Source organism: Paenibacillus caui (assembly GCF_019904135.1).
GTDB lineage: Bacteria > Bacillota > Bacilli > Paenibacillales > Paenibacillaceae > Fontibacillus > Fontibacillus caui.
Map to the genome: position 1 here is coordinate 47,665 of NZ_JAIOGQ010000017.1, position 14,908 is coordinate 62,572.

A 14,908-nucleotide genomic window follows, 5' to 3' on the forward strand; every position below is an offset into this window, starting at 1 on the left:
GATTATCACACCTTAATCATTTTTGAGGCCGATTCTGCGGACGGAGGAGTCCACGACAACTTCAATTGGCATACGGGAAAATAAATCCTCCCAGTCGCTTTTTTCATGTATATTGTTTCTCCAAAACGAGCTTTTGTATGCACGGACATATTCTCCAAAGCCTACAATGTCCGATTTATCCTTCTGCAGCCGAGTGAGCAGGTTCTCCGCACTCTCTTTAACGATAGAGCTTAAGCGTTCCTCTACCAATCTTAAACTTTCAGGCGAGCTGACTTTGACGTGTTCGGCCTCCTTTTCGACAAGTCTGGCCTCCAAATGGATTTTGAGCGTTGCGGCAGGCTTCCCGTCTCTGATTTTGACATTGATTTTAGATTCACGAGCCATCGTGCTTGTCATTACGATCCCCAATGGGGGTACTTGCAAAAGGGCGCTGTAGCCCGCCGGATCCATCCCTTTTATGGCCATATAAACTCCGATTTCGATTGGCTTCGTTGCACCGATCATGCGATTGTCACGAAAATAGGCCAACCCTCTGATCAGAATATTATTTTCACCTCGAATCGAGATATGAGGAAGAAAGGCGTTTTGGCCCCATTTGGACTGATCACTCCAGTATTGTCCGATATCATCACCCGGAAATTTTCCCATTTCCGTTGATTTTTCGATCATTCCGAGTAAATACAGGGTAGGGACACGTTCCAAAGGAGGCGCAACATTCATAAATTTTGCGGCTTCCACATCTGAAACAAGCAGCCAGGTCGACCTGCGAACCTCAGGATTGCGGCGCAAATAATCGTTGATATCGTCAAGTCCTTGTCTCGCGATCGCTTCGCTGACGATAATAATTCGGAGATGAATTAAAGTTTTGGGATCCGCGATTTCCTGCTGCAGATTATTCAGGGCATCGTCAAGGGTGTGGCCTACGACTTGCACCACCCAAACAGGCATTGAAGCGCTGTCGCCAGCTCCACCGCCGCCGGTTCCTCCGGTTCCAGGCCCAAGCGGGACGCGGCCCGGGACGGCGATTTGCGCGGTAAGACGGATCAGTTTATTTTTTACTGATGGGGGAGTGCTTAAATGAGTTGAATGGGCGTCACTATTTTGTTCGGATGGCGGCGCTTCATCGATAGCCATTCCGAGAATCAATGCCCGGCTCTCGATTTCCTGACGGTCCCAGCAACCTGTCAAACAGACGATGGACGTACAGAACATCAACAAACACAGTAACCATTTGCTAACCGGTCGTTTCATTACCTCGGACTCCCTTCTGAATAAAGGATATGATGTATAGCAGCAGCGGATACCCAAAGGTTAGGCAAAGCCCCACAATGCTGATCAGATTCATAGAATCATAAAGCTGAAAAAAATCTTGGGGAATCAAAGAGACGATAAATACAAACGGAATCAAAAAGGTTGCAAGCATCCGGTGATCCTGTAAATCAAATATTCTTCCAATTAAATATAAAGATATATAGTAGGTTGAAATTAAAGTTGTAAATACAGTAAGGACCCAGACGATAATAAAGATCCCGTCGACTCTTTGCAGGCCGCTGACGGAAATCGAAGAGCTTCGCGCCAGCTCAAGTGTCGGGTACACCATCTCTTTCATTTCTTCCGCTCCAAATACCGCAGTGCTGGCAGTCACGATAAACAAATATAATGCGCCTGCGCAGGCAATCGACCAGAAGCTGCAGTTAAGAGCCTTTTGGGGCTTGCTCATGTGCGGAATGACCATGGCCAAAATAAATGAAACCTGAAACAGCCCCATAATGGTCAGAGCTCCGCTGATCACGTTCTTCGGATGGATCCCAGTAAAAGGGAGCAGATTCAGATAATCCGCATTTCGGAGAGAACCGATCAGAATGATTAGCCCCGGCACCAGGATAAAGGGCAGATAGAACGTGTGAATGTAACTGAATTTGATGATATTGCGCCGTGCGGATAACGCAGTAAGAGACAGCAGCATAATAGCCGTTATTTCTGGGGGAGTCCGGGGAAGCACGATCAGCGAGATAGCTTCCGCAGTTTCGCGGACGATCCCCCCTGTCACGAGCAGGAACATCAGTATAAGGGTGAAGCAGAACAGCAGGGTAGGCCACTTGCCGATCAGCTTCCCGCTGTACACGACTATATTTTCCTTTGGGAATCTCCTGCCGACCAGTGACAACGGAATCAGGGAAATACAAGAGAACACAATGCCTAGCAATGTGACGAGAGGACCTCCGCTGTCTGCTGCCTGAGCCATATAAGTGGGAAAAGTAAGCACGCCGATGCCTACAATGCTGCTGATGACAATGGCCTGTGTTTGCAATGGTGTAATTTGTCCGGTTGGTGTGGAACGGTTCATCACGGATTCTCCTTGCGAGTCGGCCCTTTAAATGCCGAGTCCATAGGTGATTTAGCAGTTTTTTTGGCTTGACGTCGTTTATTGACCGGGTGTAAGTAGCTTGGACGATTGGGTATCCACCACAAAGGCCCGCGCATCAGGGAATCTTTGATGCCCTGCCAGCTTCCCGGTACGATCGGCGCTACATACGGGACACCGAAGGATTCAAGCGACAACAGGTGATTCACGATCAGGATGAGGCCGATCATTACTCCGTATAGCCCGAAGGTGCCTGCAAGAAAAATGAGTGGGAAGCGGAGCATGCGAAGCGCGATAGCCGCATTATAGGCAGGCGTTGCGAACGATCCGATTGTCGTCAGGGCGACGATCACAACTGTAATGGGACTGCAGAAGCCGGCGGATACGGCTGCTTGCCCGATGACGAGCACACCGACGATGGACAAAGCGCCCCCGATCATTTGCGGAAGCCTGATGGTCGCTTCCCTTAATACTTCCATAGAAACTTCAATAATTAACACTTCGATGAAAGCCGGGAAAGGCACGCCCGCCCTGCCTCCCGCTACGGCCACCGCGAAATCGGTAGGCAGCAGCTCCGGGTTAAAGGAAATCACGGACACATAGAGCGCGGGAGTTATCAACGAGAAAATAAGTGCAATCAAACGCACCATGCGAATCAAGCTGGCAATCATAAACCGCTCGGTATAATCATCCAGAGTCTGATAAAATTGGGCAAACACCGTCGGAATGATTAGAGCGAACGGGGAATTGTCCACCATAATGGCCACTCTGCCTTCAATGAGCGCTGCGGCAGTCTTGTCCGGTCTTTCCGTGCTTTGAATTTGCGGAAAAGGGGACATGGGATGGTCTTCGATAAATTGCTCGATATAACCGGCGTCGATAATGGCGTCCGTGTCGATTTTGGACAGACGGCTCAAGGCTTCATCAACCAGCTGCGGATTGACGATTCCTTCTATATAGCAAACGGCTACCCTTGATCTGGTCCTTCTGCCAATTGGACTTATCTTGATTCGCAGATCATTGGATTGCAGCCGGCCACGCAGAAGCGACAAATTGGTTTCGAGAACTTCTACAAATCCTTCCCGCGCTCCGCGGATCACTTGCTCAGTTTGCGGCTGCTCAATGCCCCGCTTTTCAATCTTTCGGGTTTGCAGCACCAGGGATTCAGGAGCTCCGTCAATCAGCAAGACCGTACTGCCCTGCATAATGGAGTTAAGCAGTTTTTCCGCTTCTGTCTCCTTCATGCCACCCGTTACAAGCAGGCAATCTTTCAGGAGGACATCCGGGAGCTCCTTCAAGTCTATAACTTTAAAATTGAGCTGCGGCGGGATGTTCATCAGAGGTTTCAGGATGGCTTCGTGGATCAGAATATGATCGACAACCGATGCCATAAATATGGCGGCAGCTTCTATTTCGCCGAAGACCCTGAATCTTCGCACGATCAGGTCGTCGCTTTCGCCCAGGAAGGAATGGATGGCCTCAAGCTTGTCCTCGAGAGAGGGTGAGGCCAGTTGGACGGTTGTACCCGGTGTCATACGCGACTCTACCGGCTCGTGCTTTCCGGCTTTGTAGGTTTCAAAGATTTGCTTCCAGCTGGACATGTGAAATCCTCCTCCGTCCGGTCTGCATTTCAAAGTTATTTATCTCCAGTCAGGAAGTGAATTATGTATCTTGAGGGGTTTCTTTACATTTAATTTGCACTTTCATACAATAATGAGAGGCATGCGCTTTGCCTGCTATGAAAGATTATTATTATGGACAAGACAGCAGCATGAGTCATTTTCACGGGAGGTTGCAGCTATGGGCTTTGAACAGCTTACTTCGGAAGAACAAGCTGATGTAATGCGAATACGAAAGCGGGTAATCGAAGCCATCGGGAGTAACATGGACCTGTACGGAATCACCCAGTCAACCGGCCATTTATACGGACTGATGTTCTTTGCGGATAAGCCGATGACGCTGGATGAGATGGGACGGGAAATGAAAATGAGCAAGACGAGCATGAGCACGGGGGTCCGCAATCTGCTCGAGTTGAAGATGGTCAATAAAGTGTGGGAAAAAGGCTCACGCAAGGATTTATATGAAGTAGAGTATGATTGGCATCAAACGTTTGTTGATTTCTTCGCGATCGAGTGGAGAAGAGCGGTGGAGAGCAATCGGAATTCGCTGCGGCGTTCCATCGCCGAAATCGACCGTTTGCTGAAGGAACTGGAGGCATCCGTTTCGGGAGAGGAAGGACCTTATAAACAGATTTTGCTCAATGACAAGGGGAAAATAGAGAATGCTATGGATTATTATGCCTGGCTTGAACGGCTGATAGATGTCATGGAGAGCGGCGATATTTTCGATCTGGTGCCAAAATGAAAAAGATCGGCGAACTAGCGGGAACCGGTTTCCCGGATTATAGGGGTTCTAATAGGCGAGGGGCTGTCCTAATCGTAGTTTTTTCGACTACTGTAGGACAGCCCCTTCTGCTTTATCCGAAACGTCCGGAAATATATTCCTGCGTCATCGGATCGGACGGATTGGTGAAGATCACATCTGTCTTATCATATTCAATCAGCTTACCCATGTAAAAGTAAGCGGTATGGCCCGAAATCCGGGCAGCCTGCTGCATATTATGCGTCACGATGACGATGCACAGCTGCTCCTTGAGCTGGAGGATCAGCTCTTCGATTTTGGCTGTGGAAACCGGATCCAGCGCCGAAGCCGGTTCATCGAGCAGCAAAATCTTCGGCTGCACCGACAGCGCGCGTGCGATGCAGAGGCGCTGCTGCTGGCCGCCTGAAAGGGAGAGGGCGGATTGATGGAGCCGGTCCTTGACTTCGTCCCAGAGGGCGGCTTTCCGCAGGCTGTCCTCCACAATTTGATCCAGCTGCTTCTTGTTCTTGATGCCATGATATTTGGGCCCGAAAGCGATATTGGCATAAATGGATTTATAAAACGGATTCGGCCGCTGCCAAACCATGCCGATGCTTTGGCGAAGCACCGTAACATCGGTATCCGGCGCGTTAATGTTGCGCCCGTTAATCCAGATGCTTCCTGTCATCCGCGAGCCCGGAATTTCATCGTTCATCCGGTTTAATGCTCTGAGAAAGGTGGATTTGCCGCAGCCGGATGGGCCGATCAGAGCCGTAACCGAATTTTCGGGAAAAGACAGATCGACCCCTTTTACGGCTTCGTTTTGTCCGTAATAGATTTTAAGATTCTCGGTCCGAAGGATATCCGTCATCGGTTCATGTCTCCAATTCTAATGTTTTGAAATTTGCCATTCTATTTGATCGAAGTAAACTTGCGGTACAGCAGCCGGCCGACCCAGCGTGCCAGCAGGTTAAAGATCAGCACCATCAGTACAAGCACGGCGGAAGCGCCTGCGGCAATTTCGGCTGCGTCGGGCGCAATGCCTTCGCTGTTCACTTTCCAGATATGGACGGAGAGAGTCTCCGCCGGGCGCATCGGGTTAATTGGCGAATTCAGACTCATCGGATTCCAGTCCGTGAAATCAAGCCGCGGCGTGGTCATCCCCGCGGTGAACAGCAAGGCTGCGGCCTCCCCGAAAATCCGTCCTGCCGCCAGAATGGTGCCGGTGATGATCGCGGGAAGGGCAACCGGGAACAAGATGGAAGTGATAATCTTCCAGTGGGACAGCCCCATCGCAAGCCCGGCCTCTTTTTGTTCTTTCGGCACGTTCCGGAAAGCTTGTTCAGTAACCCGAACCATCAGCGGCATATTGAAGATCGTCAGAACAAGCGCTCCGGACAGCACGGAAAATCCGAAATTGAATGTATTGACGATAAGCAGCAAGCCGAACAGGCCTACTACGATGGAAGGGAAGGAGGACAATACCTCAACGACAAGGCGGACGGCAGCCGTCAGCCGGCCTCCCTTTGCATATTCAGCCATATAAATCCCGGCTCCGATGCCGAGTGGAATGGTAATGATCAGCGTCAGCACCAGCAGATACAGCGAGTTGAACAGCTGAGGCCCGATACCGCCGCCAGCTCTAATGGTTTCCGGTACCGACGTCAGAAAGTCCCAGCTAATATGACTAAGGCCTCTGACAAGAATATAGCCAAGCATGCCAAGCAGAATGGCGATGATCAGCAGTGAAAAAGCAACGATGACTCCCGTAGCGATGCGGTCTTTAAGCTTTGCGCTCATATTTTAGCTCTCCTTTCCAGCAAACGGACAACAAAGACGAATACAAAGGTCATGAAGAGCAGAATGAGCGCCATGCTCCAAAGGGCGTTATTTTGTGCGGAACCCATAACCGTATTGCTCATGTTCAAAGTGATCACACTGGTCAAAGTAGAGGCGGATTCGAACAGCGATCTCGGGATATGCGGCGCATTCCCGATAACCATCTGAACGGCGAGCGCCTCGCCGAAAGCGCGCGCCATGCCGAGCACGACCCCGGTCAGCACTGAAGGCATTACCGTCGGGAGCACGACGCCGGCAATCGTCTGCCACCGCGTTGCGCCTAGACCATAGGAAGCCTCTTTGAGATTGCGGGGCAGCGAGCCCAGCGCATCAGTGGCGATACTCGTAATCGTAGGCAGTATCATAATGGACAAGACCAGCGAGCCTGCGGCTACGCCAATGCCCTGACCTGGAAAAATATCGCGCAAAAACGGTACGAGTACGCTCAAGCCGATAAAGCCGTAAACAACAGACGGGATGCCGGCAAGCAGCTCGACAACCGGCTGCAGCACTTTTTTGCCCCAGCTTGGCATAATTTCCGTCATAAACAAGGCTGCACAAACACTCAGCGGACTGGCAATTACAGCAGCCAGCAGAGACGTAATAAACGAACCGAAAATAAACGGAAGCGCGCCGAACTGGTTGTTATCAGGCAGCCATTCCGTTCCAAACAGAAATTCGGACAAGCTGATGCCGTTAACGGCAAACGTGGAAACGCCTTTGCTGGCAACAAAATATACGATTGAAAAAATAACAACAATAAGTAAAGTGACGCAGAAGGTCGTATAAATCCGCCCGATCCATTCTTCCGCCCGATGTTTGCGGAATAGAAGGGGGGTTTCTTGTTTAGCTTTCATGGATGGCCTTCTTTCTCTCATTTGAATATTTAATATTAAAACGTGAAAATAGAGGCGGAAGGCTTGCGCCTTCGGCCTCCTGACTCGCAAATGTCAAGCTTGATTATTATTTATTTGTTACGTTGCCTTTAACGTCGCGGACAACTTGCATTTTGGATACCGGAATGTAACCCATTTCTACAACGTCGCCATTTTGAACTTCATCGGACAGCATGTAGTCCAGGAAGGCTTTGGTTGTTGCATCAGGTTCACCCTTTGTATACATGTGCTCGTAAGCCCATACCGGATATTTGCCGGCAGCAACGTTATCTGCAGTGGCGTCTACACCGTCATATTGCAGAGGCTGAACTGTATCATCGATGTAGGAAAGAGCGAGGTAACCGATAGCCCCTGGCGTTTCTTTAACGAGCTTTTTAACTGTGCCTGAGGAATCTTCCTGAATCGAACCTTGCAAATCCGGAGCTTTCTGACCGAGCGCAAATTTTTCAAATGTCGCACGAGTACCGGAGCTGCCAGGACGGTTTACGATAACGATTTTTTGATCTTTACCTTGAACATCTTTCCAGTTCGTAATTTTGCCGGTGAAAATATCGACAAGCTGCTGCTTCGTCAGATTGGTTACGCCAACTTCCTTGTTAACAACCGCAGCCATGGCAACTACGGCTACTTGATGGTCTTTCAGCTCAGCCGCTTTGCTGGCATCGTCAATCTTCTCTTCAGCAAAAACGTCGGAGTTACCGATTTGAACTTGTCCTTCAGATACCTGCGTAAGTCCTGTTCCGCTGCCGCCGCCTTGTACTTGAATGGATACGCCGCTGTTCGTTTCGGAGAATTTTTTACCCGCTTGGTCAACAAGCGGCTGCAGGGCAGTGGAGCCGGATGCGATAATCGAACCGCTCAATTTCGTTTCAGCAGATTTATTGTTTGAGGCGCTGCTGCCGTTTGAAGCGCTGCTGCCTTGTGAATTGTTGTTGTTTCCGCATGCTGCAAGCGAGACACTGAAAGCCAGAGTTAGCGCAAGTAAAACGGATTTTTTAAGTTTCATGACGAAGGATTCCCCCATATTTTGTATTTGAATTTCGGCAGGCTTGTTTACGTGTTTCCCGCCAACAACTCAAATTATAGAAGGCGATCATTTGTGAGAAGTCAAAACAATGTAAACGGAATGATAAAAATTACAATAATTTATCTATAGTATTATAGAAAAAGTATATAATAAAGCAGGAGTAAAGCTGCCGCAAGCAGGGAGGCTTATGCGCATGAATCTGTTTAAACTTCAAATTCTCGTTCTGATCGAAAAATATAAGAAAGTAACGGACGTCGCGCGCGAGCTGCAGATCAAGCAGCCGACTGTGACTTTTCACATGAAAAGTCTGGAGGAAGAGCTTGGCGTCTCGCTTTATCAGGCAAGAGGCGGGCGTATTTTACTAAGCGAAGCGGGCAGGTCTTTATATCCTTATGCCCTCAAAATGACGGCATTATCCGGTGAAGCTGCCAGAGTTCTGGAGCAGTATAAAAATCCGGGCGGGGGCTTGATCCGGGTCGGGTCGGAGGATTTGTACGCCGGATATGTACTTCGCGGGGTTCGTGCCCTGAAGGAGCTTAATCCGGAATTGCAAAGCGACATTCGCTTATGTTCACAGGCAGAGCTTGGGCCGTTATTTGCCGATGGCGCAGCAGATGCCGTGATCATGGAGAAGAATTCCGCCGCCCCGTATGCCGGTTTTTTTGAACCGCTGTTTGAAGATGAGGCCGTTATCATTTGCGCTGAGGAGCATCCTTGGGCCAAGCGTGGGGAAGTACTGCCCGATGAAGCAGAGACAGAGAACTTCATACGTTATGGCAACGCTTCGTTTCTCGAATCGTTTTTACGCCGCTTGGCTGAAGAACAGAAGATCGATCCGCGAAGCAAGGTGACGGTCTCGTCTTTAGAAGCGGCTGTACAAGCGGCTGTTCTCGGATTGGGGGTTGCGCTTGCCACAAGGAAAGCGGTAGAAGGTCTACGGACGTTTGAGCAAAAAATAGCAGTGCTCCCTTTGCCGGAAGCACTGCATATTCAAAATTTTGTAATCGGACTGTTATTTCGCGGCGGCGAGCCATCCTCGCGGATTGCTCAGGAGCTGGCCCTTAGCATCAAGGAGCATGGGAAATCCTGAGCCTGATGCTGATGTTGATGTCAGGAGTACAGGCCAATGTCCGTCAGCATGATCTTGCCCGGGCCATTTCCGAAATAGAAAGTAATCCTGGACAGCTCTTTGGGACGGAACCCTGGACTCTGCCGCATAAAAGTCCGGAAATCCAGCCGATACGTTTGAAAGACCGACTCCGTCGGCTCCTTATACTTGCCGCCTTCCAGCTTCTTCTCCAGCCATGAGTTGAGTGTGAACCGGCTGACCGGCAGAGGCTGGATTGCCATAAACTGTGACAGCGGAAGGCGCACCGATGTACCATTCAAGCTTTCCAGTCCAATCGTGACGGCTGGAGAGGGGGGGGTGTGGCCGTCTTTTTCGGCCAGCTCGAAATTCATGTTTGCCATCGAGAAAGAGAGCCCCTTGGCAAGGGAAAGCGCTGACTTGTACTGCTCACTGTTACCCGAGCTGCGCAGCTCAAGCGAATAAGAAGCTTGCTGCCCGCTGTCCCCTTCCGCTTTCCATTCCAGCACAACGCCGCGTTTTCCCTTATTGTTATTCTCGCGATCTTTGGCCTCCGTTTCGCTCAGAACGGCATTTTCGGCTTTTGCAGTGCCCCCGCCGCGAATCGTCGTTTTGTCGCGGTCTTCCTCATAGTCGGCTAGCACTGTAAAGCTGGCGTCCTCAAAACGGTTATAGTATGCCGTCTTTGGCAGCCACTCAAGACCTGTGCGGTAATCCCGGAACAGCTCGGTATATTCCACACGGCCATGCAGGGTTGCCTCCATAAAGGCGGACACGTAGACCATGGCGATTTGCCGCTGGTTGTTCCCGTCCATGATAGGAGAGCGGCTGAGCAGAATGCCCGAAGGGAAGCTCAGATCATAATGCCCCCAATCGGTATTGAACTGGCTGTGATTCGCCCCTGCAACATATAAAGTGGACTTGAAAAAGGAGCTGTATTTGTCAAAGGTAGTTCGATCAAACTGGCGGTCCCCGTAAAAGTCGTTGACATCCCCGTCCTGCGCGCCCTGGATGGCCAAGTAATTGATATTGCTCAGGCGGGCCAGATTGTTCTCCACTTTCTTGTCCGTAGGTGCCAGCGCGGCAATGCTCCGGACATGGAATTTGTCGATATTTTGCAGCGAATCTCCCCGTACAAACCAGCGCAGAGGATCGGCTGCCATGGCTACGGCTTGCCCTCCGCGGGAATGTCCAATGAGACCGATCCGGTCGAAATCCACCTTTTGATAAAAGGGACTGCTGCGGTCTGAAGCAAACAAGTCGATCTGCTGGAGATGCTTGAGCAGCAGCCATGCCCGCACCTTCATGTCATTACCGGGAATTCCGCTCCATGCCGAATAATTCAGAAAATTTTCGTCAACGGAGATGGCGATAAAACCCCGGCTGGCAAGCAGTTCTCCCAAATAAGCGTATCCTTCATCCGAAAAATATTCCATTAAATGATTGCCGTGCACGATCAGAACGAGCGGGAAAGGACCGCTGCCCTCCGGCATCCAAACCCTGCCGTTTAGAGGCAGGTTATGCGCATCGAAGCCCCAGAACTTCGTTCTGCGCTTGGACCAGTCTTTAATAAACGGGGAAGCGTTAACCGGCGTGGAGGTCAGCTCGGCTCCTCCTGCGAATTCACTGCGATGAAGGTCCAAACCGCTGCCATAAGTAAAATACCGGTAAGCTCCGTTTCCGTTTTCAGCCGGATTTTTGGCCTCTATCTGCTTTGAAGCTGATACTGGCAAATAAGCGGGCGAAACGGGCAAGCCGGTGAAATGCAAAGGCACGTAAATAATCGCTGCGCATATGACTGCGGTCATCAGGGCAAGCGGAATCTTTCGCCGGAGGCGGACTTTCGTCCCTGTCAGTATGCCAAGCGTCATCCCCGCCAACGTTCCGACTGCGGTAAGGAGCAGCGTCCCTGCGGCTGAAATGGCCCAGTAAACATCCCCGCCATACCTGAAGATCGTATAGACGAAAGCGGCCGTACAGATCAAAGAAGCGCAGAACAGCCGGGGAACAGGTAATCCAATCAGCGCCAGCAGTACCGCTGCCAGATTTGCGGCCAGTGCGAGCACAACAGAACTGCCGCCTGTGAACAGCATCAAATCGACGGCTAATCCGTGTCCGGTGGGAAGCCCCAGGGCAGCGAGTACAGAAGCAAAAATAACAAAGGCCCAAAGGCCGGATAGAGATACGAGCCAGAACAGCGTATCATAGCGGTAAGTTCCGTTGATCCTCCGCTTCAGGCGGGCCCTCAGACGGGGAGCGGCGGGATAAACATTTTCAAATTGCAGTTCCATGACAACTCCCGGATGATGTAATAATTGAAGCAAATTATCTCTATTGTAACATGAAAAAAAAGCCTCCATCCAATTTAAGGAATGTGAAGGCTGCATTTAATATGAAATTATGCCTTGAAAAGCAATCGCCAGCTTATTTCGGGACAAGCTCGAAGATTTGCCCATCCTCCATCGCGTCGATCAGCCGGTCAAGCCAGCGGTAATAGGCTTTCGCGTGAAGCAGCTTCTCTTTGTCCTCTCTCAGAATCGCTGCCAGTTGTTCATCGACCGGCTGCTCCAGCAATTGATCCGCTTCTTTAATGGCCCTTTGAATGGCCAGAAGATTGCTTTCCACAGCTTTTCTCCACTTGATGGCAAAATAATCGGTAAACGATTGATACCAGTCGTACTCTACCTCGTACAAGTCTTTTCGCGAGCCTTTTTCCCAGATTTTATTCACCATCCTGAGATCCAGCATCGCCCGTACACCGGTACTCATGCTGGTTTTGCTCATTTTCATTTCCTTGCCCATTTCATCCAGCGTCATCGGTTTATCGGCAAAAAACAATAATCCGTATAAAAGTCCCGTGGATAGAGTAAGCCCATATAAGTCCATATTGTTGCCTATATGCTCAATAACACGTTTTCTCAATTTAAGGATTATAGCTTGTTGTTCTTCTGTTAATTGGTCCAAGCCCATGCTTGTACCCTCCTATCTTCAGCCTGTGAGCATCTGGTATAACCATCGATTAATCACGCCTTATTGTAAAAAAGTGATGTAAAGAAGTAAAGAAACATTTCATACAGCATAAGAGAGGAATCAGGAGTATTCGGTAGTATTAGTTCGTACAGTTTTTACTGTACGTTCTATACGTACGGATTTTTAGTTTGCGATCATCGTCAGCTTGTTGTTACAATGGTTATACCTTGAGTTAACCCGGGCATCTTTCTTTCGGTTATGGCTAAGGACTTCTTATATAGAAGCAATTTTTGAAGGGAAGGGTGTAAATATGGCTATTCTGGAACTAAAGCAGGTCAGCAAGCTGTTTGGCCCTCATGCCGAGCAGGGATTGAAGCTGCTTAAGGAAGGCTGGACGAAAGAAAAGCTGGCCAAAGAGAAGCATATCACCGTAGGTGTAAATCAAGTAAGTTTTGACATACAGCAGGGTGAAATTTTCGTCATTATGGGACTCTCCGGCAGCGGAAAGTCCACGTTGGTCCGGATGCTGAACCGGCTCATTGAGCCGAACGGCGGACAAATTCTGGTACATGGCAAGGATCTGCTCAAGATGAATAAGGAGCAGCTGCGGCATGTGCGTCGCAAGACGATCAGTATGGTGTTTCAGAAGTTCGCGCTGTTCCCGCACCGGACGGTTATTGAAAATGTGGAATACGGGCTTGAAATTCAAAAGGTGGATAAGCGGGAGCGAAGCAAGAAAGCAGCCGAGGCTCTTGAGCTTGTCGGGCTCAAAGGCTGGGAGAACAAGATGCCGGACGAACTGAGCGGCGGTATGCAGCAGCGGGTCGGCCTGGCTCGCGCACTCGCCAACGATCCGGAAGTTCTGCTGATGGATGAAGCCTTCAGTGCGCTTGATCCGCTGATCCGCCGGGATATGCAGGATGAGCTGCTTGATTTGCAGGAGAAGATGAAGAAGACGATCGTGTTTATTACACACGACCTGGATGAAGCGCTGCGGATCGGCGACCGGATCGCCTTGATGCGGGACGGTGCGGTTGTACAGATCGGTACTCCGGAAGAAATCATGATCCATCCGGCCAACGGATACGTGGAGCGGTTTGTCGAGGACGTGGATTTGTCCAAGGTGCTGACCGCCTCGCACGTCATGCGTCGTCCCGAGACAATTGCCCTGGACCGCGGTCCGCGCGTAGCGCTTGAGCTGATGCGGGAGATCGGCATTTCGAACCTGTTCGTCATTGACCGTTCGAAAAAGCTGCTGGGCGTCATCACGGCGGAGGATGCTTCCGCTGCCGCCAAGAACCAGCAAACGCTGAATGATATTTTGATCACCGACGTTCCTTATGTCGCTCCAGACCGGATGATCCATGAGCTGTTTGAAATGTCAAGCTCATCCAAGCTTCCGCTTGCCGTTGTCGACGATCAGCACAGACTGCTCGGCGTCATCGTGCGTGGAGCGCTGCTTGGCGCGCTGGCCGGTGGAATTGAACTTGAAGGGAGAGAAGAACATGCTGCCGAAGCTGCCACTCTCTGATTGGATTCAGCATATTGTCGACTGGATGTCTGCCCACCTGGGCGGGTTGTTTACAGGGATTTCTACCGTTATTGAAGGCATTGTGGACTTCTTCGCCAATATCTTTTTACTGCCTCATCCTTTTCTGTTTATCGTCATTTTGGGAGCTATTGCCTACTATGCCGGCCGACTTCCGCTCGCCCTGTTCTCCATGTTCGGCTTCCTGCTGATCTATGATTTGGGCTACTGGACGCAAACGATGAATTCGCTGGCGCTTGTCATTACGTCGGGTATCATCTCCATTGTACTCGGCATTCCGATCGGCATCTGGTGCGCTTATAGAAAGTCGGTTTCTCGCATTGTCGTACCTTTGCTGGACTTTATGCAGACGATGCCTGCATTCGTATACCTGCTGCCGGCTGTTACCTTTTTCAGCCTCGGGGTTGTTCCCGGCGTCATTTCGTCGGTGATCTTTGCTATCCCGCCGACCATCAGACTGACAAGGCTTGGGATTATGCAGGTGTCCGGGGAACTGGTTGAAGCAGCGGAAGCATTTGGCTCGACGCCGGCGCAGAAGCTGTTCAAGGTACAGCTTCCGCTGTCGCTGCCGACTGTGATGGCCGGTGTGAACCAGACCATTATGCTGTCGTTGTCCATGGTCGTTATTGCGTCCATGATCGGTGCCCAGGGCATTGGCTCAGAAGTGTACCGGGCCGTGACGCAGCTGCAGATCGGCAAAGGCTTTGAAGCGGGAATTGTCGTTGTCATTCTGGCTATTGTGCTTGACCGGCTGAGTCAAAATTTAATCAAGCCAAAAGCAGGGCGCAACCGCCGCCGCGCCGCTTAAGCGCTG

Annotated in this window: 13 protein-coding genes; 4 read left to right on the plus strand and 9 right to left on the minus strand. The window is 50.4% G+C overall.

Annotated elements, in window-relative coordinates:
- Positions 1-12 precede the first annotated feature (12 nt).
- From K7397_RS11785 to K7397_RS11795, 3 genes are read right to left on the minus strand one after another with little or no spacing between them, the layout of a single operon-like run.
- A complete protein-coding gene (locus K7397_RS11785) occupies positions 13-1,251 on the minus strand; it encodes a Ger(x)C family spore germination protein (RefSeq protein ID WP_223068155.1) in 1,239 nt (412 codons plus the stop codon).
- A complete protein-coding gene (locus tag K7397_RS11790; RefSeq protein WP_223068156.1) occupies positions 1,235-2,347 on the minus strand; it encodes a GerAB/ArcD/ProY family transporter in 1,113 nt (370 codons plus the stop codon). Before K7397_RS11790 ends, K7397_RS11785 begins: the two co-directional genes overlap by 17 nt.
- The gene (locus tag K7397_RS11795) at positions 2,347-3,966 is read right to left on the minus strand and encodes a spore germination protein (protein WP_223068157.1); all 1,620 of its coding nucleotides are present in this window, start codon (positions 3,964-3,966) and stop codon (positions 2,347-2,349) included. The genes K7397_RS11790 and K7397_RS11795 overlap by 1 nt, the downstream gene beginning before the upstream one ends.
- A 199-nt stretch (positions 3,967-4,165) precedes the next feature.
- Between K7397_RS11795 and K7397_RS11800 the strand changes: the two genes are divergently transcribed.
- A complete protein-coding gene (locus K7397_RS11800) occupies positions 4,166-4,729 on the plus strand; it encodes a GbsR/MarR family transcriptional regulator (RefSeq protein ID WP_223068158.1) in 564 nt (187 codons plus the stop codon).
- 112 nt (positions 4,730-4,841) lie between these two features.
- Here the strand turns inward: K7397_RS11800 and pstB are convergent, their stop codons facing one another.
- The 4 genes from pstB to K7397_RS11820 form a co-directional block, all read right to left on the minus strand.
- On the minus strand, positions 4,842-5,597 hold the full coding sequence (gene pstB, locus K7397_RS11805; RefSeq protein ID WP_223068159.1) for a phosphate ABC transporter ATP-binding protein PstB: 756 nt from the start codon (positions 5,595-5,597) through the stop codon (positions 4,842-4,844).
- 41 nt (positions 5,598-5,638) lie between these two features.
- Positions 5,639-6,526 (minus strand): phosphate ABC transporter permease PstA, encoded by an 888-nt coding sequence (gene pstA, locus K7397_RS11810; protein WP_223068160.1) that lies wholly within the window; start codon positions 6,524-6,526, stop codon positions 5,639-5,641.
- A complete protein-coding gene (gene pstC, locus K7397_RS11815) occupies positions 6,523-7,422 on the minus strand; it encodes a phosphate ABC transporter permease subunit PstC (RefSeq protein ID WP_223068161.1) in 900 nt (299 codons plus the stop codon). The genes pstA and pstC overlap by 4 nt, the downstream gene beginning before the upstream one ends.
- A 106-nt stretch (positions 7,423-7,528) precedes the next feature.
- The gene (locus K7397_RS11820) at positions 7,529-8,467 is read right to left on the minus strand and encodes a phosphate ABC transporter substrate-binding protein PstS family protein (RefSeq protein ID WP_223068162.1); all 939 of its coding nucleotides are present in this window, start codon (positions 8,465-8,467) and stop codon (positions 7,529-7,531) included.
- A 214-nt stretch (positions 8,468-8,681) separates the two neighbouring features.
- Between K7397_RS11820 and K7397_RS11825 the strand changes: the two genes are divergently transcribed.
- The gene (locus tag K7397_RS11825) at positions 8,682-9,578 is read left to right on the plus strand and encodes a LysR family transcriptional regulator (protein WP_223068163.1); all 897 of its coding nucleotides are present in this window, start codon (positions 8,682-8,684) and stop codon (positions 9,576-9,578) included.
- 20 nt (positions 9,579-9,598) lie between these two features.
- Here the strand turns inward: K7397_RS11825 and K7397_RS11830 are convergent, their stop codons facing one another.
- Positions 9,599-11,866 carry an alpha/beta hydrolase family protein gene (locus tag K7397_RS11830; RefSeq protein ID WP_223068164.1) on the minus strand — a complete coding sequence of 756 codons (2,268 nt, stop codon included), beginning with the start codon at positions 11,864-11,866 and terminating at the stop codon, positions 9,599-9,601.
- 133 nt (positions 11,867-11,999) lie between these two features.
- Entirely contained in the window at positions 12,000-12,545 is a 546-nt protein-coding gene (locus K7397_RS11835) for a GbsR/MarR family transcriptional regulator (protein ID WP_223068165.1), read from the minus strand.
- A gap of 310 nt (positions 12,546-12,855) precedes the next feature.
- On the opposite strand from K7397_RS11835, the gene K7397_RS11840 reads away from it, so the two are divergent.
- Both K7397_RS11840 and K7397_RS11845 read left to right on the plus strand, forming a co-directional pair.
- Positions 12,856-14,076 (plus strand): quaternary amine ABC transporter ATP-binding protein, encoded by a 1,221-nt coding sequence (locus K7397_RS11840; RefSeq protein ID WP_223068166.1) that lies wholly within the window; start codon positions 12,856-12,858, stop codon positions 14,074-14,076.
- On the plus strand, positions 14,051-14,902 hold the full coding sequence (locus K7397_RS11845; RefSeq protein WP_223068167.1) for an ABC transporter permease: 852 nt from the start codon (positions 14,051-14,053) through the stop codon (positions 14,900-14,902). The genes K7397_RS11840 and K7397_RS11845 overlap by 26 nt, the downstream gene beginning before the upstream one ends.
- Positions 14,903-14,908: the final 6 nt, after the last annotated feature.

Excerpts from the sequence above, each read along its gene's own strand:
- K7397_RS11795 (WP_223068157.1), bottom strand. The coding sequence starts at position 3,966 with ATGTCCAGCTGGAAGCAAATCTTTGAAACCTACAAAGCCGGAAAGCAC.
- pstB (WP_223068159.1), bottom strand. The coding sequence starts at position 5,597 with ATGACGGATATCCTTCGGACCGAGAATCTTAAAATCTATTACGGACAA.
- K7397_RS11825 (WP_223068163.1), top strand. The coding sequence starts at position 8,682 with ATGAATCTGTTTAAACTTCAAATTCTCGTTCTGATCGAAAAATATAAG.
- K7397_RS11840 (WP_223068166.1), top strand. The coding sequence starts at position 12,856 with ATGGCTATTCTGGAACTAAAGCAGGTCAGCAAGCTGTTTGGCCCTCAT.
- K7397_RS11820 (WP_223068162.1), bottom strand. The coding sequence starts at position 8,467 with ATGAAACTTAAAAAATCCGTTTTACTTGCGCTAACTCTGGCTTTCAGT.
- K7397_RS11845 (WP_223068167.1), top strand. The coding sequence starts at position 14,051 with ATGCTGCCGAAGCTGCCACTCTCTGATTGGATTCAGCATATTGTCGAC.
- K7397_RS11800 (WP_223068158.1), top strand. The coding sequence starts at position 4,166 with ATGGGCTTTGAACAGCTTACTTCGGAAGAACAAGCTGATGTAATGCGA.
- K7397_RS11830 (WP_223068164.1), bottom strand. The coding sequence starts at position 11,866 with ATGGAACTGCAATTTGAAAATGTTTATCCCGCCGCTCCCCGTCTGAGG.
- pstC (WP_223068161.1), bottom strand. The coding sequence starts at position 7,422 with ATGAAAGCTAAACAAGAAACCCCCCTTCTATTCCGCAAACATCGGGCG.
- K7397_RS11835 (WP_223068165.1), bottom strand. The coding sequence starts at position 12,545 with ATGGGCTTGGACCAATTAACAGAAGAACAACAAGCTATAATCCTTAAA.
- pstA (WP_223068160.1), bottom strand. The coding sequence starts at position 6,526 with ATGAGCGCAAAGCTTAAAGACCGCATCGCTACGGGAGTCATCGTTGCT.
- K7397_RS11785 (WP_223068155.1), bottom strand. The coding sequence starts at position 1,251 with ATGAAACGACCGGTTAGCAAATGGTTACTGTGTTTGTTGATGTTCTGT.
- K7397_RS11790 (WP_223068156.1), bottom strand. The coding sequence starts at position 2,347 with ATGAACCGTTCCACACCAACCGGACAAATTACACCATTGCAAACACAG.